General features: G+C 69.1%; 15 protein-coding genes. 9 read left to right on the top strand and 6 right to left on the bottom strand.

Annotated features, from left to right (window positions below; translation table 11 throughout):
- Nucleotides 1-4 precede the first annotated feature (4 nt).
- Nucleotides 5-742 carry a sulfite exporter TauE/SafE family protein gene (locus EV675_RS02845; protein ID WP_130355903.1) on the top strand — a complete coding sequence of 246 codons (738 nt, stop codon included), beginning with the start codon at nucleotides 5-7 and terminating at the stop codon, nucleotides 740-742.
- On the opposite strand, the gene EV675_RS02840 is transcribed toward EV675_RS02845, so the two are convergent.
- Nucleotides 723-1,991 carry an SAM-dependent methyltransferase gene (locus tag EV675_RS02840; RefSeq protein WP_130355902.1) on the bottom strand — a complete coding sequence of 423 codons (1,269 nt, stop codon included), beginning with the start codon at nucleotides 1,989-1,991 and terminating at the stop codon, nucleotides 723-725. The genes EV675_RS02845 and EV675_RS02840 overlap by 20 nt on opposite strands.
- A gap of 110 nt (nucleotides 1,992-2,101) precedes the next feature.
- Between EV675_RS02840 and EV675_RS02835 the strand changes: the two genes are divergently transcribed.
- Nucleotides 2,102-2,785, top strand: a complete 684-nt coding sequence (locus EV675_RS02835) for a Crp/Fnr family transcriptional regulator (protein ID WP_130355901.1) — start codon at nucleotides 2,102-2,104, stop codon at nucleotides 2,783-2,785.
- Here EV675_RS02835 and EV675_RS02830 read toward each other — a convergent pair.
- Together EV675_RS02830 and EV675_RS02825 are read right to left on the bottom strand one after the other, a co-directional pair.
- Complete coding sequence (locus EV675_RS02830; RefSeq protein WP_130355900.1) at nucleotides 2,767-3,189, bottom strand: RidA family protein; 423 nt, start codon at nucleotides 3,187-3,189, stop codon at nucleotides 2,767-2,769. The two genes, EV675_RS02835 and EV675_RS02830, sit on opposite strands and share 19 nt — an antisense overlap.
- Before the next feature lie 8 nt (nucleotides 3,190-3,197).
- Complete coding sequence (locus tag EV675_RS02825; protein WP_130355899.1) at nucleotides 3,198-4,166, bottom strand: Bug family tripartite tricarboxylate transporter substrate binding protein; 969 nt, start codon at nucleotides 4,164-4,166, stop codon at nucleotides 3,198-3,200.
- 175 nt (nucleotides 4,167-4,341) lie between these two features.
- On the opposite strand from EV675_RS02825, the gene EV675_RS02820 reads away from it, so the two are divergent.
- Entirely contained in the window at nucleotides 4,342-6,291 is a 1,950-nt protein-coding gene (locus tag EV675_RS02820) for a BCCT family transporter (protein ID WP_130355898.1), read from the top strand.
- Nucleotides 6,292-6,307: 16 nt separating this feature from the next.
- On the opposite strand, the gene EV675_RS02815 is transcribed toward EV675_RS02820, so the two are convergent.
- Both EV675_RS02815 and EV675_RS02810 read right to left on the bottom strand, forming a co-directional pair.
- The gene (locus EV675_RS02815) at nucleotides 6,308-6,949 is read right to left on the bottom strand and encodes a glutathione S-transferase family protein (protein ID WP_130355897.1); all 642 of its coding nucleotides are present in this window, start codon (nucleotides 6,947-6,949) and stop codon (nucleotides 6,308-6,310) included.
- Nucleotides 6,939-8,939: a PAS domain-containing hybrid sensor histidine kinase/response regulator gene (locus EV675_RS02810; RefSeq protein WP_130357883.1), complete on the bottom strand. Its 2,001-nt coding sequence runs from the start codon at nucleotides 8,937-8,939 to the stop codon at nucleotides 6,939-6,941. The genes EV675_RS02815 and EV675_RS02810 overlap by 11 nt, the downstream gene beginning before the upstream one ends.
- A gap of 235 nt (nucleotides 8,940-9,174) precedes the next feature.
- Here EV675_RS02810 and EV675_RS02805 point away from each other — a divergent pair, with 235 nt between their 5' ends.
- From EV675_RS02805 to EV675_RS02780, 6 genes are all read left to right on the top strand, one after another.
- Entirely contained in the window at nucleotides 9,175-10,362 is a 1,188-nt protein-coding gene (locus EV675_RS02805; protein ID WP_130357882.1) for an alpha/beta fold hydrolase, read from the top strand.
- A gap of 34 nt (nucleotides 10,363-10,396) precedes the next feature.
- On the top strand, nucleotides 10,397-12,067 hold the full coding sequence (locus tag EV675_RS02800; RefSeq protein ID WP_423213207.1) for an AMP-binding protein: 1,671 nt from the start codon (nucleotides 10,397-10,399) through the stop codon (nucleotides 12,065-12,067).
- A complete protein-coding gene (locus EV675_RS02795; RefSeq protein WP_130355895.1) occupies nucleotides 12,064-12,915 on the top strand; it encodes a VOC family protein in 852 nt (283 codons plus the stop codon). The genes EV675_RS02800 and EV675_RS02795 overlap by 4 nt, the downstream gene beginning before the upstream one ends.
- A complete protein-coding gene (locus EV675_RS02790; protein ID WP_130355894.1) occupies nucleotides 12,912-14,060 on the top strand; it encodes an FAD-dependent monooxygenase in 1,149 nt (382 codons plus the stop codon). Before EV675_RS02795 ends, EV675_RS02790 begins: the two co-directional genes overlap by 4 nt.
- A gap of 84 nt (nucleotides 14,061-14,144) precedes the next feature.
- Complete coding sequence (locus EV675_RS02785; RefSeq protein ID WP_130355893.1) at nucleotides 14,145-14,918, top strand: TetR/AcrR family transcriptional regulator; 774 nt, start codon at nucleotides 14,145-14,147, stop codon at nucleotides 14,916-14,918.
- Between the two features lie 147 nt (nucleotides 14,919-15,065).
- Nucleotides 15,066-16,034 (top strand): Bug family tripartite tricarboxylate transporter substrate binding protein, encoded by a 969-nt coding sequence (locus EV675_RS02780; protein WP_130355892.1) that lies wholly within the window; start codon nucleotides 15,066-15,068, stop codon nucleotides 16,032-16,034.
- 233 nt (nucleotides 16,035-16,267) lie between these two features.
- Here EV675_RS02780 and EV675_RS02775 read toward each other — a convergent pair whose 3' ends face one another.
- Nucleotides 16,268-17,464 carry an MFS transporter gene (locus tag EV675_RS02775; RefSeq protein WP_130355891.1) on the bottom strand — a complete coding sequence of 399 codons (1,197 nt, stop codon included), beginning with the start codon at nucleotides 17,462-17,464 and terminating at the stop codon, nucleotides 16,268-16,270.
- Nucleotides 17,465-17,477 lie beyond the last annotated feature (13 nt).

The following is a 17,477-nucleotide window of genomic DNA, read 5'->3' as shown; positions in this document are numbered from 1 at the left end:
CCACATGTCGGATCTGCTGTTGCTGGCGGCCGCTTTCGGCGCGGGCATGCTCAACGCCGCAGCCGGCGGAGGAAGCTTTCTCACGCTGCCCGCCCTGGTTGCCGTCGGCATGCCCGCGGCGGTGGCCAACGCCACCGGCACGCTGGCGCTGCTGCCCGGCTATCTGACCGGCGCGTGGGCGCTGCGGCGCGACATCGCGCAGCCGGCACCGGGTTCGCTGGCGGCCCTCTCGGGTATCGCGCTGGCGGGCGGGATCGTGGGGGCCCTGCTGTTGCTGTGGACGTCGGGGGGCGTCTTCCGGAGCGCGGCGCCCTGGCTGCTGCTGTTCGCCACCGCGCTGTTCCTGTTCGCGCCACTCATGCTGCGGACGGCGCGCGGCCGGATGCTGTCCCCCGGCGCCGCGGCGGCGGGCCTGTTCGGCGTCAGCCTGTATGGCGGCTATTTCAACGGTGGCATGGGCATCATGCTGCTGGCCTTGTTCGGCATGTCCCGGTCCGGCGGCTTCAGCGCCATCAACGGACTCAAGAACCTGCTGTCGGGCGTGCTGACCGTCGTGGCGGCCGTGGTCTACGTGGCGGGCGGGCTGGTGGAATGGCGCGAGGCGGGCGTGATGGCCGTGGGCGCGACGGTGGGCGGGTTTGCCGGCGCGCGCCTGGCGCGCCGCGTGCCGGTCGCCGCGATGCGGGCCATCGTGGTGCTGGTGGGCGTGTCGATGAGCGTCTTCATGTTCCTGAAGACATGAGACCGAGGCGGGCTTCCGCCTCGCGCAGCCCGGCCTCGCGCTCGCCCACGTAGTCCCGCGTCAGCGGCACGCTTTCCTGGCGCCGCGCCAGTTGCACCTGGAAGATGGCGATGTCCTGGTAGCGGAACGCCGTCTCCGACATCGACAGGTAGTACTCCCACATGCGGGCGAAGCGTTCGTCGTAGAGCGCCACGGCCTCGGCCCGCCGCGCCAGGAAGCGGTCGCGCCATATGCGCAGCGTGCTGGCGTAGTGCAGGCGCAGCACCTCGATGTCGGTGACGACCAGCCCCGAGCGCTCGATGGCGGGCGTGAACTCCGACAGCGACGGGATGTGGCCGCCGGGGAAGATGTATTTCTCTATCCACGGATTGTTGAAATCCGGGACGTCGGAGTTGCCGATGAAATGCAGCAACATGACGCCGTCGTCCGTCAGCAGGTCGTGGCATTTGCGGAAGAAGGCGTCGTGGTAGCCCACGCCCACGTGCTCGAACATGCCCACCGATACGATCCGGTCGAAGCGGCCGGGCGTCGCGCGGTAGTCCTCCAGGCGGTAGTCGTAGGCCTGGGGGTGGCCGGCGCGGGCGGCCAGTTCGCGCGCGCCCTTCAGCTGTTCCTCGGACAGCGTGATGCCGGTGGCGTGGCCGGCGCCGGCGACTTCGACCAGGTAGCGTGTCAGGCCGCCCCAGCCGCAGCCGATGTCCAGCACGCGGTGGCCGGGTTCGAGCAGCAGCTTGGCGGCGATGTGGCGCTGCTTGGCCCGCTGCGCCGATTCCAGGTCCTGCCCGGGGTGTTCGAAATAGGCGCAGGAATACTGACGCTGGTCGTCCAGGAAGAGCGCGTACAGGCGGTCGTCCAGATCGTAGTGGTGCGCGACGTTGGCCCGGGCGCGGCCGGGGCGGTTGTTCTGCAGGAAGCGCCGTATGGCCATGCGCATCGTGTCCAGCATCCGTACCGCGGCGCCGGGCCGCACCGCGTCGGCATCACGCAGCAGCAATTCCAGCACGTCGTAGATGCTGCCTTCGTCGACCACCAGCCTTTCGTCCATGAACAGTTCGCCCAGGCGCAGGTCGGGGTCCATCAGCAGCGCCAGCACGGCGCGGGTGTCGGTGAAGCGGATGGCGGCGCGCGGCGCGGTGCCGTCGCCGAAGTTCATCCGGCGGCCGTCGGGCAGGGTGACGTCCAGCGTGCCGCGCCGGACCAGGTCTTTCAGGGTGTTGGCAAGCAAGCGTTCCGCGTACGTTTGAAGCATCGTGGTTTCCGCGATGGGTCGACAGGACAGGGGGCTGCTACGGCCAGTGTAATGAATCCCCTGCGATGCGGCTTGGTTGATTTTTCTTCGGGCGGCTAGAAGAATGCGCCATGAGCTCGCCCGATACCGCTTTTTCGTTGCTGCTGGAACGCCTGTCCGATGCGCAGGCGCGGGCCGTGCGCGGCCGCATGACGGCGCGCGAGCTGGTGCGCGGCCAGACCTTGTTCGCGCAGGGGGACCCCAGTCCGCGCCTGTGGGTGATACGCGCGGGCCGGCTGCGCACCTATCACCTGGCGCCGTCGGGCGAGGAATTCACCACGGCCGTCTGGTCGTCCGGCCAGACCCTGGGGCTGCTGAGCACGCTGCTGGACCAGCCCCGCGCGATATCGTGCCAGGCGCTGGAACCGGCGTCGCTGCTGGCCATGGAGCGGGCGGACCTGCTGGCGCTGATGGAAACGGTGCCGGCCTTCGCCATCAACGTGGCGCGCGTGGCCGCCATGCTGGCGACCAACAGCATCGCGCGGTCCGGTCCCAGGGCACTGGATTCGGCCACGGCGAAGCTGGCGCGCATCCTGCACGATCTCGCGCTGGCCGCGCCCGGCTACGACGGGCATGGCGCCGAGATCGCGGGCGTGACCCGCGCGGACCTGGCCAAGATGGCCGGCATCAGCCGCACCTGGGCCAGCCTGAGGCTGGCCGCCCTGGAGCGCGCCGGCCTGGTCCTGCGCACGCGGGGCGGGCTGAGCGTGCCCGACGTGGCGCGGCTGGCCCGGCTTTATTCCGACGGATACTGAGGCGGCAGCAGCGCCAGGCACTCGACTTCCAGCAGCAGGTCGGGCTTGGCCAGCGCGGCCACGCCCACCAGCGTGCTGGCCGGAGGCTGGCCGGCGTCCAGGTACGGCGCGCGCACGCGCCGTATGGTCGCCACCGCTTCCTCGGTCAGGTCGCGCACGAAGTAATTGAGCTTGACCGCGTAGGTCAGCGCCGAGCCGGCTGCCTCGAGCGCCGTCGCCAGGTTCTCGAACACCTGCCGGGTCTGGGCGGCCAGGTCGCCCTTGCCGACGATGCTGCCGTCCGACGCGTAGGCCACCTGGCCCGAGACGACGATCAGCCGGTCCACCGGGGCGACGGCGACGTGGGTGAAGCCGTTGGGGGCGGGCAGGCGGGTGGGATTGATGAAAGAGACGTAGGGATGCATGGCGGCCGTCAGTTGAGCGTGATCCGGGTGCGTTCGATGATACGGGCATACAGCTCGCGCTGCCGGGTGGCGAACTCGGCGAACTGGGCCGGCGTCGAACCCGAAGGTTCGATGGCCGCCTGCTTCAGTGTGGCAGCGACGCCGGGGTCGGCCAGTGCCGCGCGCACGGCGGCGTTCAGGCGGCCGATGACCGGACCGGGCGTGCCGGCGGGCGCGACGATGCCGAACCACGAGTACAGGTCGACCTCGCCCGCGCCCTGTTCCTGCGCGGTGCCGATCTCGGGCGCCAGCGGCGAGCGCCTGGCGCTCAGGATGGCCAGGGCCTTGAGCTTGCCGGCCCGCACCTGCGGCAGCGTGGCGGCCAGAGTGTCCACCACCACGTCGACGTTGCCGCCCATCAGGTCCACCAGCGCGGGCGCGCTGCCCTTGTAGGGCACGTGCAGCAGGGTGGCCGACCGTTGCAGGCCCACCAGTTCCATGCCGATCTGGTTCGACGTGCCGGCGCCCATCGAGCCGTAGGCCAGCCCCTTGGGGCGCTCGCGCGCCTGGTCCAGCGCCTGGACCAGGGTGGTCCACGGGGCGTCGGGACGGGCGACGACCACGTTGGGCACGCTGCCCAGCAGCGAGACGTAGCCGAAGGAATCGGTGGGCGAATAACCCACGTCCTTCATCAGCAGGGGGTTGATGGCCAGCGTGGCGTTGCTGGCGACCAGCAGCGTATGGCCATCGGCCGGCGCTTTGGCCACCGACTGCGCGGCCACCACCGTGCCGGCGCCCGGGCGGTTGATGACGACCACCGCCTGGCCCAGTTGCCGGCTCATGCCGCCGGCGACCGTGCGGGCCAGCAGGTCGGTCGTGCCGCCCGCGGCGAAGGGCACGACGAGATTGATGGGGTGGCTGGGGAAATCGGCCGCAGCGGCGGGGGCCGTCGCGGTCAGGGCCAGGAGCGCGGCCAGCGCGGTACGCAGGGTTGTCATCGCAAGTCTCCACCTTGAATGGCGTCATTGTGAGGGGGCCGCCGCGGGGCTGTCGGTTAACTAGTTAACGCGCCGGCGTTTGCCTTGAAGGGGCCAGGAGTGAAAGAATGCCGGGCAGGCGATACCCGCCGCGCGCGTTCCTGGCGCGCGCAAGCATGTCCAACGGGGAGTCCTCATGAAAACAACGATAGATCGCCCAGTCTTCTTCACCGCTGCCGCGTTCATCCTGGCGCTGGTGGTCTGCGCCGTCTCGGCGCCGCGCGTCGTGGGGGACGTCTTCGACGCCATACAGCGCTGGATCCTGACGAACGCAAGCTGGTTCTACATCCTGGCGGTGGCCGTCATCCTGCTGTCGGTCGTGTTCATGGCCATGAGCCGCTACGGCAACATCAAGCTCGGCCCCGACCACAGCGAACCCGACTACCGGAATTTCACCTGGTTCGCGATGCTGTTCTCGGCCGGCATGGGGATAGGCCTGATGTTCTTCGGCGTGGCCGAGCCCGTCATGCACCTGGTGGCGCCGCCGGTGGGCGAGGCGGGCACGGTGACCGCGGCCCGCGAGGCGATGAAGATCACTTTCTTCCACTGGGGGCTGCATGCCTGGTCGCTTTACGCGATCGTGGCGCTGATCCTGGCCTATTTCAGCTACCGCCACAACCTGCCGCTCACGCTGCGCTCGGCGCTGTATCCCTTCATCGGCGACCGCATCCACGGCCCGCTGGGCAACGCGGTGGACATCTTCGCGATCATCAGTACCGTGTTCGGCGTCGCCACTTCGCTGGGGCTGGGCGTGGCGCAGATCAACAGCGGCCTGCACCACCTGTTCGGCATGCCCATCGGCACGACCACCCAGATCATCCTGATCGCCATCGCATGCGGGCTGGCGACCCTGTCGGTGGCCAGCGGGCTGGACCGTGGCATCCGCATCCTGTCCGAGCTCAACCTGTACCTGGCCGTGATCCTGCTGTTGTTCGTGCTGGCGGTCGGACCGACCATCTTCCTGCTCCAGAGCTTCCTGCAGAACACCGGCGCCTACCTGTCGGACATCGTCGCCAAGACCTTCAACCTCTACGCCTACCGCCCCACGGACTGGATAGGCGGCTGGACGCTGTTCTACTGGGGCTGGTGGATCGCCTGGTCGCCGTTCGTGGGGCTGTTCATCGCCCGCATCTCGCGCGGCAGGACCATACGCGAATTCGTGCTGGGCGTGCTGCTGGTGCCCACGGGCTTCACCTTCCTGTGGATGACGGTGTTCGGCGGTTCGGCCATCCACCTCGTGCTGTTCGAGCACCTGGACACCCTGGCCGACACGGTCAAGGCCGACAGTTCGCTGGCGCTCTTCGCCTTCCTCGAACACTACCCGTGGGGACACGCGATTTCCATGGTGGCTATCGCGATGGTGGTGGTGTTCTTCGTGACCTCGGCCGATTCGGGCGCGCTGGTGGTGGACCTGCTGGCCTCGGGCGGCGCCGAGTCCACGCCGGTATGGCAGCGCATCTTCTGGTCGGTGCTGACGGGCGTGGTGGCGGTGGCGCTGTTGTTGGCCGACGGGCTGCAGGCCTTGCAGACCGCGACCATCGCCAGCGCGCTGCCGTTCTCCATCGTGCTGCTGGCCTCGGTATGGGGCTTGTTCAAGGCGTTGAAGCTGGACGCCACCAAGCGTCGCATCCACCACCAGTCGCTGGCGCTTTCACGGCCGGCCGGAGGCGGGGAGCCGTGGGAATCGCGGCTGCGCAACATGGTCATGATGCCGCGCCGCGCCCACGTGCTGCGCTTTACCGCCGACGTGGTGCGGCCGGCCATGGAGGCCGTGGTGGAAGAGTTGCAGAAGCTGGGCTACGAGGCGCGCGTGCGCGACGGCGAAGACGGCGAGGTGGCGCTGGAGGTGGTGCACCAGGAAGCGCTGGATTTTTCCTATGCCGTGCGGCCGGAATCCTTCGTGCGCCCCGGCCTGACCGCCGCCGAGGTGCGCGACGAAGAGGGGCGCAAGTACTTCCGGGCCGAGGTCCACCTGCGCGAAGGGGGCCAGGACTACGACATCATGGGATGGAGCCGCGACGCCGTGATCGGCGACATCCTGGACCAGTACGAGCGCCACCGCCATTTCCTGCACGTGGCGCGCTAGGCCCTGCCAGGCAGCATCAGCCGGCCTTGCCCGCCTTCAGGGCCGCGCCCAGTTCGTCGTCGATCCGCTGGGCGCGGGCCGCCGCCGGGCGGCTGGTCAGGCGCTGCACGTAGCGCTGGTAGGCCGGCCGCTTCTCTATCGTGCCGAACATCATGCCCCAGGCCAGTTGCGAGCCCACGTAGACGTCGGCCGCGGTGAAGTCGTCGCCCGCCACGTAGCCATCGCCCGACACGGCCGTCTCCAGCACGTCCAGCACCTCGGCCAGCGTGCCGTAGCCCACCATGCGCCGCCGGTCCTCCGGCACGCTGATGCCCAGCGCCTGGTTGGTGACCGCCGCTTCCACGGGGCCGGCACAGAAGAACAGCCAGCGGTAGTAGGGGCCGCGCAGCGGGCTTTGCGGCGGCGGAGCGAGCCGGGCCTGGGGGAAGGCGTCGGCCAGGTAGGCGCAGATCGCCGCCGATTCGGTCACCACGGTGCCGCCATGGCGGATGGCGGGGACCTTGCCCATGGGATTGATGGCCAGGTAGTCGGGGCCCTTCATGGACGTGGCGAAGTCCAGCACCTCGGTGCGGTAGGGCTGGCCGACCTCTTCGAGCATCCAGCGCGCGATGCGGCCGCGGGACATGGGATGGGTGTAGAAGACAAGTTCATCGTTCATCGTGGAGTCCTGCATCGTCGGAGTCGTTCCAGGGAGCGTCGGATGGTACGGCAAGCTCGGCCCCGTCGACAATGGGGCCGAGCTGGGAGACGTCCAGCGGCTTGACCAGATGCAGGTCGAAGCCGGCCTGCGCGGTGCGTTGGCGGTCGTCCTCCTGGCCGTAGCCGGTCATGGCGATGAAGATGGTGCGCGCCAGCTGCGGGATGGCCTTGAAGGCCCGCAGCGCCGCGAAGCCATCCATGGTGGGCATGGCCAGGTCGATGAAGACGAGATGCGGCTGGAAGCTGGGTGCCATGCGCAGCGCCGCCTCCGCGGTATACAGCGGGCGGGCCTGGTGGCCGTTGATCTCCAGCAGCATGGCCAGGCTGTCGGCCGAATCGCGGTTGTCGTCCAGCACGAGGATGCGCCTGGCGGCCGAGGTCCGGCGCGAGGTCGGGGACATGGGGCGCACGGGCGCCGCCGGCTCGGCCAGGGGCAGGCGGATCGTGAACGTGCTGCCCAGGCCGGGGCCCGTGCTGGATGCCGAGATGGCGCCGCCGTGCATGCGCACCAGCGAGCGGCACAGGGTCAGGCCTATGCCCAGTCCGCTGTCGGTCGGGTTGGTATCGCGGTCTTCCTGCACGAACAGCTGGAAGACGGCCTCCAGCGCATGTTCGGGCATGCCGCGGCCCTGGTCGCGTACCTCGATCAGCGCCGACCGGCTCTGCCGCGTGGCGCGGATGGCGATGGCCGTGCCCGGCGGCGAGAACTTCGAGGCGTTGTGCAGCAGGTTGTGGAGCACCTGCACCAGCCGCGTCATGTCGCCCTTCACCGTCAGCGGTTCGGCCGGAAGGTCCACGTCTATGCGCTGCTCGCGGGCATCGGTGTGGAAGCGCGAGGATTCGATGCCGCGTTCGACGACGGTGCGCATGTCCACCGGGGCCAGGCGCAGCTCGATCTTGCCGGAGGTGATGCGGCCGATGTCCAGCAGGTCGTCGACCAGGCGCGACAGGTGCGTGATCTGGCGATCGATCATGTCGCGGCAGCGGGCCGCGGTGGGGCCGACGTCGGGGTCCTTCTGCAGGATGCCGATGGCGTTGCGCACCGGCGCGAGCGGATTGCGCAGTTCGTGGCCCAGGGTGGCCAGGAATTCGCTCATGCGCCGGTTGGCCAGTTCCAGCTCTTCCAGGCGCTTGCGCTCGCTCATGTCGCGCACGATCTTGGCGTAGCCGCGCAACTGGCCGGCCTCGTCGTGGACGGCGGTGGTGGTCACGTTGGCCCAGAACAGCGAAGCGTCCTTGCGCTGGCGCCAGCCTTCTTCCTCGTAGCGGCCCCCCGCCTGCGCGATGCGCAGCACCCGGTCTGGGCCTTCGGCGGCCGCGTCGTCGGCGGGATGGAACATGGAGAAGTGCCGGCCGATGACCTCGTCCCGCCGGTAGCCGGTGATCTGCGTGGCGCCGATGTTCCAGCTCGTGATCATGCCTTCGGTGTCGAGCATGTAGATGGCGTAGCCTTCCACGCCTTCGAGCAGCAGCCTGAACCGTTCCTCGCTCTGCCGCAGCGCCTCGGTCTGCCGGCGGCGCTCGTTCAGGTTGCGGGTGATCTTGACGTAGCCCTTGAGCGTGCCGGACGCATCCCGCAGCGCGGTGATGACGACGTTGGCCCAGAAGGTCGAGCCGTCCTTGCGCACGCGCCAGCCTTCGTCTTCGAAGCGGCCGTGCAGGGCGGCTTCTTCCAGTTCGTAGCGGGGCCAGCCGCGCGCCACGGCCTCGGCCGTGTAGAAGACGGAAAAATGCCTGCCCAGGATCTCGTCGGCCGCATAGCCCTTGATCTTGGCGGCACCGGCGTTCCAGGTCCTGACGCGGCCGTCGGGAGACAGCATGAAGATGGCGTAGTCCTCGATGGCGTCCACGAGCATGCGGAAGCCGATGTCCGTATCGCTTCCGGGCCCCGTCGTCGCCACGCCGGGAGGGGGTTCCTTTTCCTCGGCCTGGAGGCGGGCCGATTCCATGGCTGAGAAGCTCAAGGCGTCACCTCGTCGTGCTCGAACAGCGAGTCTATACACGCTCTTTCAAGGGGCCTGTAACAAGGTGAATCGCCCTACGATGGAAATAATTGACATGATGTCAAATAAAGAATAACTTAATTGATAGGGTGATATTTAATGTGAGGAGACTCCCTTGGCCACTACCGACAAGCCGGTCGTCACGGCCGGCATGAGAGGCGCGTCGTGGGACCCGCGGCTGATGAGCCGGCCGTACAGGGTGGTGCCCTATGCGCTGGGCACGGCCGACGGCCAGCGCACGCTGGGTTTTCTGTTCACCACGGCCGAGTCCGGAAAGACGGTCGTGTCGCTGATGCATCCGCGGGAAATGGCGGTGACGCACTACATGGTGCCTCATGTGCTGGATGCCGGCTGTGCCTGCTGGGTGCAGGGATCGAGATCCATCGGCAACGACCTGCGGCTCGAGCACGAGGTGGCCTTGTTCGACGTGGCGGCGGGCATGGCGCACCTGCGGTCGCTGGGCTACGAGAAAATCGTGCTGCTGGGCAACTCGGGCGGCGCCGGCCTGTACACGCTGTACAACCAGCAGTCGTCGCTGCCGGCCGCGCAGCGCATCGCCCGCACGCCGGGTGGTCGGCCCACCGCCCTGGCCGAGCTGGAGATGCCGCGCGTCGACGGCATCATCCTCTTGTCCCCGCATCCCGGGCAGGGCAGGCTGCTGATGTCCGGCATCGACCCGTCGGTGGTGTCCGAGGACGATCCCCTGGAAACCGATCCCGCGCTGGATCCCTTCTCGCGGGACAACGGCTACGATGCCGGGACGGGCGCCGCGTCCTACGACCCGGCATTCGTCCGGCGCTACCGCGCCGCCCAGGCCGAGCGCGTGGCGCGCATCGACGCCCGCGCGCGCGAACTGCTGCGGCGCAAGGCCGAGGCCCGGGCGAAGGTCAAGGCGGGCGGGGCGTCCATGGCCGAGCAGCGGATCGCGGCGCACGCGCCCATCTTCCAGGTGTGGCGCACCGATGCGGATCTGCGGTCGTGGGACATTTCCCTGGATCCGTCGGACCGCAGGACGGGATCGCTGTGGGGCAGGAACCCGCTGGTCTCGAACTGGGGCAGCGTGGGGTTCGGCCGGGTGGTCACGCCCGAGTCCTGGCTGTCGACGTGGTCGGGGCTGTCGTCCAACGCCGCGCTGGAGAAGACGGCGGGCGCCATCACCCAGCCCACGCTGCTGGTGGAGTACACCGGGGACCAGTGCACCTTCCCGGCCGACATCCGGGCGATCCACGAACAGATCGGCGCAGCGGACAAGCGTCACCTGCGGGTGCGCGGCAATCACCACGGCCTGGCGCTGGCGCCGGGCGAGGAGCCCGGCCAGCGCATCGCCGGGCGCGCGGCCGGCGAGTGGTTGCGCGAAAAGATGGCCTAGCGCGGGAATGGAGATGGGTGGAGACATGATCGACGTGGAACCGAGAGTCCGGCTCGAAGGCGTGCGCTATCCCGACGCCGGCCGCCTGCGCCGCTACGCGGAGCTGGGGCTGCTGGGCGGCGAGACGCTGGCGGGCGCGTTCGCCCGTTCGTTCGCGTTGCACGCCGACCGGCCGGCGCTGGTGGGCCCGCGGCTGCGGATGAGCTATCGCGAACTGGACCGCGACAGCGACCGGCTGGGCGCGGCCATGCTGGCGCTGGGGCTGGTCCGGCTCGACCGCGTGCTGCTGCAGAGCGGCAATTGCGCCGAACTGCTGGTGGCCTTCCTGGCCTGCCTGAAGGCGGGCCTGATTCCCATCTGCGCGCTGCAGGCCTTCCGCAAGCTGGAAGTGAGCTATCTGGCCAAGCTGGCCGATGCCCGCCTGCACCTCGTCCAGGGCGACGACGCCCGGTTCGACGACGTGGCCTTCGCGCGCGAGATGCAGGAGGCCGTGCCCACGCTGCGCCACATCGTGCAGGCGCGGGGCGAGCCGCGCGCCGGCGCGCACGGGCTGCGCCGGCTGATCGATGGCATGCCCTGGGAACGCGCCAGGACGATGCTGGCGGATGTCGAACACGACCCCTGGCAGGTGGCGGTGTTCCAGTTGTCCGGCGGTACGACCGGCGTGCCCAAGATCATCCCGCGCTTCCAGAGCGAATACCTGTACAACATGCGGGCGGTTGCCGCCTGCAACGGCTATACCCGCGACGACGTGCTGTTCTTCCCCACGCCGTACATGCACAACCTGAACATGGGCTGCTGCTTCGGCCCCTTCCTGTTGTGCGGCGGCGCGGTCACGGTGGCGCCCGACCTGGCCGAGGAAACGCTGCGCGCGCTGGTCCGCGAGCATCGTCCCACCTGGTTCGGCGCGCCCGGCCCCATCCTGACGCGCATCGCGCCCGAGCTGGCCCGCGCCGACGAGGGCGAGAAGGCGCGCCGGCGCTTCATCACCTCGAAGAACGCGGGCGGCATGGCGCGGCTCACGGGTTCGCCCGCGCGGCACATCTTCGGCATGACCGAGGGCGTGATCATGTTCACGCGGGAAGACGACCCGTGCCATCTGAACGATGGTTCGGTCGGCCGGCCGGTGTCCGAGCACGACGAAGTGAAGATCGTGCGCCAGGGCACCGAAGAGCCGGTGGCCGACGGCGAGATCGGCGAGGCGCTGTTCCGCGGCCCGTACACGATCCAGGGCTACTACAAGTCCGCCGCCGAGGACGCGCACCGCTTCACGGCCGATGGCCACTATCGCTCGGGCGACCTGATGTCCAGCCGGATCGAGGGCGGCAGGCGCTACTACTTCTTCCAGGGCCGCATCAAGGACGTGATCGACCGCGGCGGCGAGAAGATCAACGCCGAGGAGGTCGAGGGCGTCGTCAGCCGTCATCCCGCCATCCTGAACTGCGCGCTGGTCGGCATGCCCGATCCCGTCTATGGCGAGAAGGCCTGCCTGTTCGCCACGTTGCGGCCGGCGGCGCGCGCGCCGGACGTCGAGGAACTGGGCCGCTTTCTGCACGACGAAGGGCTGGCCAAGTACAAGTGGCCCGAACGCATCGAGGTCCTGGCGGATTTCCCGCTCTCGGCCTCCGGCAAGCTCAGCAAGCAGATCCTGCGCGAACGGATCGCCGCCATCCTGGCGCGGCCAAACGAGGAACTTCCGACATGAACACCGAAGCGCTTTCCCCTTTGCGATTGCACGGCGTGCATCACACCGCGCGCCCCACCTGGAAACTGTCCGAGACGGTGCGCTTCTATCGCGACCAGCTCGGCCTGCCGCTGGTGCACGCGATTTCCGCGCGAGGCTGGGGGCAGGACGACCACGCCGACTTCCTGCACTTCTTCTTCGACAGCGGCAACGGCAGCACCATCGCGTTCTTCTACTACATCGGCACGAAGCGCCCGGACAAGCTGCGCGTAAACGACCATTACCAGGAACGCGCGACGCACACCGCGTGGCGGGTGCCGGACGAGGCCGAGCTGTTGCGGTGGCGCGCGCGCGTGGAGGCCGCCGGCATTCCGCTGCGCTACCAGATCCGCCACGAGGTGATCGAGTCCATCTACTTCAACGATCCCAACGGCTACCCCATCGAGATCACGACCCAGTTGCGGCCCTTCGGCCAGGCCGACGCGGACGATGCCGCCCGCACGCTGCAGGCCGCGATGGCATTGGAGGCGGGGCAGGGCGAGCGCCTGGACGGCATCGAGCCCGTGTGGCGGCGCAAGGCGGCGGGGCTGGACGATGCCGGGCGGCCGGCCGGCGTGGCCTCGGTATACGTGCTGGACGTGCCCGAGTTCGCCCCGCTGCTGGAGGATGCGCGCGCCCGCGGCTACGCGGTGTGCCGCGCCGCGGCCGGCTACGCCCGCATCGACGGCACGCCGGGCCTGCGCTTTCGCCGCAAGGAGCTGGGCTTCAAGCCCGCCCTCTGGTACGGCGCGCTGACGGGCGGCCTGGCGGGCCGCATCGCCGCGTTCGACATGGACACCCTTGCCATCGATCCGACGGAGTCGCCATGAAAGTCACCATCGTCGGCGGAGGGCCGTCGGGACTGTTCCTGTCCATCCTGCTCAAGCAGCGCTTGCCGCACGTCCAGGTCGACGTGCACGAGCAGAATCCGGCGGGCGCGACCTTCGGCTTCGGCGTGGTGCTGGCCGATACCGGCCTGGCCTCGCTGCGCGAGGCGGCGCCCGAGGTGGTCGAGGACCTGATGGGCGCCATGCGCTTCAACGACCGCCAGACCATCGTCATGCGCGAGCGGCCCATCGTCGTGCGCCGGCCGGGGGCGGGTGGCGGCGCCATCCCGCGCATCGACCTGCTGCGCATCCTGCAGGACCATGCCCGCCGGCTGGACGTGGACATGCGCCACGAGCACCGGCTGGCCGACGTCCGCGCGCTGGACGCCGACCTGGTGGTGGGCGCGGACGGCGTGAACTCGACGCTGCGCGCGGCCGACGAAGCCGCTTTCGGCACGACGCACGGCCGGCTGACCAACCACTTCGCCTGGTACGGCGTGGACAAGGCCTTCGAGACGCCGGCGCTGGTGTTCCGCGAATGGCGGGGAGGCTGCTTCGTCGCGCACTACTACCCGTATTCGGCGGCGATGAGCACCTTCGTGGCCGAGTGCGACGACCGGACCTGGGTCGAATTCGGCATGGAAGCGATGGACGCGCGGGCGCGGCAGACCCTGTTCGAGGAAGTGTTCGCGCCGGAGCTGGGCGGACATGGGCTGGTATCCAACCATTCCAGCTGGCGCCAGTTCCCGGTGGTCCGCAATCGTGCCTGGCATGCGGGCAACCGCGTGCTGCTGGGCGATGCGTTGGCCAGCGCGCATTTCTCCATCGGCTCGGGCACCCGCATCGCGATGGAGGACGCCGTCGCGCTGGCCGAGGCGCTGCGCCAGCGGCCGGAGGACGTCGGCGGCGCGCTGGAGTCGTACGTGGCGTCGCGCAAGCCTGCCAAGCAGCGGCTCATCCGCGCCTCGGAAGCGTCGTACAACTGGTACGAGCGCGTGCGCGAATGGATGCGGATCGAGTCGCCGCACGAATTCGTCTACCGCTTCATGACCCGCACGGGGCGGGTCGATCGCGATCGCCTGAAGCTCCAGTATCCGGACCTGGTCCGCGAGATGGAGGAGGCCGGCGTGGCGGCGCTGGCCGGATAGGCCGCGGGGGCCGGAATGGCGCGGAAATTGCCGCCCTGGCAATAATTCCCTACGATAGTGCCGTTTCCATCCGTCCCGCCCGCCATGCCCGCCCCCAAGAAGGCCGCCGCCCAGGCCCCCGTTCCCCGCCGCCGCGGCCGGCCGCCCAAGGTCGAATCGCCGATCACCGCCGAGCCCATGCTGAGCCGCTGGGCCATCCTTCAGCGCGCGATAGACCTGGCCAAGAGCATGCCGCTGGACCAGATCTCGATGGTGCAGCTGGCGCGGGACTTCGGCGTGGCGCCCGGCCTCATCCACTACTACATGGGCGGCCGCGACAAGCTGGTATCGGGCGTCCTGAACGACTACTACCGCCAGCGGGTCGAGAAGCTGCCCCCGCTGACCGGCGACTGGCGCTCCGACGTCGAGACCATCGCCCGGCTGAGCTTCGCCGTGGCCATCGCCAACCCGGGCGCCAGCATGTACGTGGCCTCGCACAACCGCTACCGCCTGTTCCAGGACGTCGAACCGGACGAGACCGACTACGGCATGGTGTTCTTCAACCACATGGCCTCGGCCATCATGCAGGGCGGCTTCACGCACGACCAGGTGGCGCTGGCTTATCACCTGATCGCCCAGTACCTGGTGGGCGCCAGCATGGCCGAGGCATCGCGGCAGATGCCGGCCTATCACGAGGACTTCATCCGGACCCGCCTGGAGTCGGCGGCCCCGTATCCCGCCGCGCGCGCCATCAGCCGCTCGTTCGCCCGCCTGAGTTCGGCCATTGCCTTCGACGAAGGGCTGCGCATCACGCTGGACGGCATCGCCGCCTGGCGCGCGAACGCCAGGGGCGCGAAGCGTACCCGCAAGTCCGCCTGACTGTTTCCCGTTTCGTGTTTCCCGCCTCCGTATAAACCATTATTTGATATGCAATCAATTATTCGTACATTAATTGAATGCATATCAAATAATGGCCGCGGAACGGACATCGCCCAGGTTGTCCACGCGTACCGGAGGAGACACGAAATGGATCGCAAACTGGCCTGCGCCGCCGCGCTGGCGGGCATCCTGGCCGCGGCGCCGGCGGGTGCCGCCGAGACCTATCCGACCCGCATGGTGAAAATGGTGGTGCCGTCCATCGCCGGCAGCGCCCCGGACATCATCGCGAGATTGGTGGCCGAACGGCTGACCGCGGCCTGGGGCCAGCAGGTGGTGGTGGAGAACCGCCCCGCCGGCAACGGCATCGCGGCCATGCAGGAACTGGCCCAGGCCGCGCCCGACGGCTACACGCTGGGGCTGTTCCACGCCGCGGCGGCCGTGACCACGCCGGTGATGTACAAGGAAGCCCGCTTCGACGTCGAGCGCGATGCCGAAACCGTGGCCACCGTCGCCTATACGCCCATGCTGTTCGTCGCCAATGCCCAGGCGCCCTACCGGAACGTGGCCGGGATCCTGGCCGCGGCCCGCGCCAAACCCGACGACGTCGTCATCGGCAGCCCCCGCCGCGGCTCCGTTCCCCACCTGACGTCCGAGATGATGGGCCAGTACGGCCACGTCCGCTTCCGGCAGATCGGTTTCAGCGGAACCACCCAGGCGATCCAGGCGCTGATCAAGGGCGACATCCCGCTGTACGTCGACGGCACCGCGCCGCTGCTTCCGCTGGTGCGCAGTGGCCGCATCAAGGCCATCGCCGTCACGGCCGACGAAGCGCTGCCCGGGCTGGAAGGCATTCCGCTGGCCAAGGATGCCGTGCCCGGCACCGTCGCCTCCGGCTGGTTCGCCATGTTCGCCCCCAAGGGCACGCCCCAGGCCGTGATCGACCGGGCCAGCGCCGACGTCAACGCGGCACTGCGCCAGGGCCCCTTCGCCGCACGCCTGGCGGAACTGGGCACCTATCCGATGATCAAGTCCCACGCCCAGGCCCGCGACTTCATCCGCAGCGAAAAGAAGCGCTGGGAAGAAGTCATCGCCGAAGCCGGCGTAAAACCCGAGTAACGAGGCACTCCCCCGCTCGCGCGGGCCCCCTCAAGGGGGCGAAACCGGCGGACTGGCAAAGCCAGATCCGCGGTTTCCTGGGTCTAGGGAAACCATCGTGGACTGAAGCACGGTTGCTACCGCTGGCAGCCAGCGAAGCACCGGCACCACAACCCAAGACAGCGGTACTAGACCCAGGATGCGGTGGATCCGGCTCCGCCGGTCCACCCGCATCGCCCCCTGGGGGGCGCGCGTCAGCGCGTAGGGGGGGACCTCTTAGGCAGCCATCGCCACAGGACGGCGGCGGCGGCCAGGCCCAGGGTACCCACCGACGCCACCCCTATGGTCAGCGACGCCACGGCCGTGATGGCCGACAGGATGACCGGCCCCAGGCTGTTGCCCACGTCGGCGATCAAACGCCAGATGCCCAGGAACTCCGTGCGGCCATGGGCGGGCGACGAATCGGCGCCCAGGGTCATGACGATGCCCGAGCTGATGCCGTTGCCGAAGCCCAGGATCAGCGACACGATCAGGAAGGGCACCACGCCGGTGGTGAGCGAGGTGGCCATCAGCGCGCCGCCCATCAGCAGCACGGACGGCAGTGCGACCCAGAGCCGGCCGTGCCGGTCCATGATGGTACCGGCCGGGTAGAACACCGACATGTCGATGGCGGCGACCAGGCCGTAGATGATGGAGGCGGAAGCGGGGGCCAGTCCGAGGTGGTCGGCCCATAGCGGGATCACGACCTGGCGCGACGAGCGCAGCGCGCTGACCAGCAGGATGCCCAGGCCCAGGGTCAGGAAGACCTTGGCATGGTCGCGCGCGATGTCCTGAACCCGCGGCTTGGCGCGGGCGGTGGCGGCATGGCTTTCGCCGGTCATCTCGGGCGCCAGCCAGGCGATCAGGCCGGCGCCCGCGATCGCGACGGCCGCCACCCAGTACGCCCCGTCCAGGCCCACGAAGTGGATCATGGCCGCGCCGGCGAAGGGGCCGATGAAGACCCCTATCCGGTTGGTGCCGCCCAGTGTCGAGAGCGCCCGCGCCCGCATATAGGACGGCACGGCATCGATCAGATAGGTCTGGCGGGCCAGCATGAACACCGAGGCGGCCATGCCCACCAGGAAGACGCCCACGCCCAGCATCCAGGCGTGGGTGGCGAAGATGCACAGCAGCAGAGCCACCACGCTGAACGCCGCCGCGCCGGCCATGGACCGCCGTTCCCCATGGCGGGACGTGATCATGGCGGCCGGGATGTTGCTGACCAGCGAGCCTATGCCCATCAGCGATACGATCAGGCCGGCCAACGCCACCGACGCGCCGAGTTCGCGGGCGCTGAGCGCGATGACCGGAAGGATGGCGCCGTTGCCGACGCCGTAGAGGACGGATGGACCGAATGCCGGGACGGCGATCTGCTTGAGGCTGAAGGGGGTGTCGCTGCGCGGCGCTGTCATTGCGGGGGAAGGG

This window comes from Pigmentiphaga kullae, assembly GCF_004216695.1.
GTDB classification, from domain to species: Bacteria; Pseudomonadota; Gammaproteobacteria; order Burkholderiales; family Burkholderiaceae_B; genus Pigmentiphaga; species Pigmentiphaga kullae.
The sequence above is the reverse complement of the archived record's forward strand: the minus strand, read 5'-3'. Positions and strand labels throughout refer to the sequence as shown.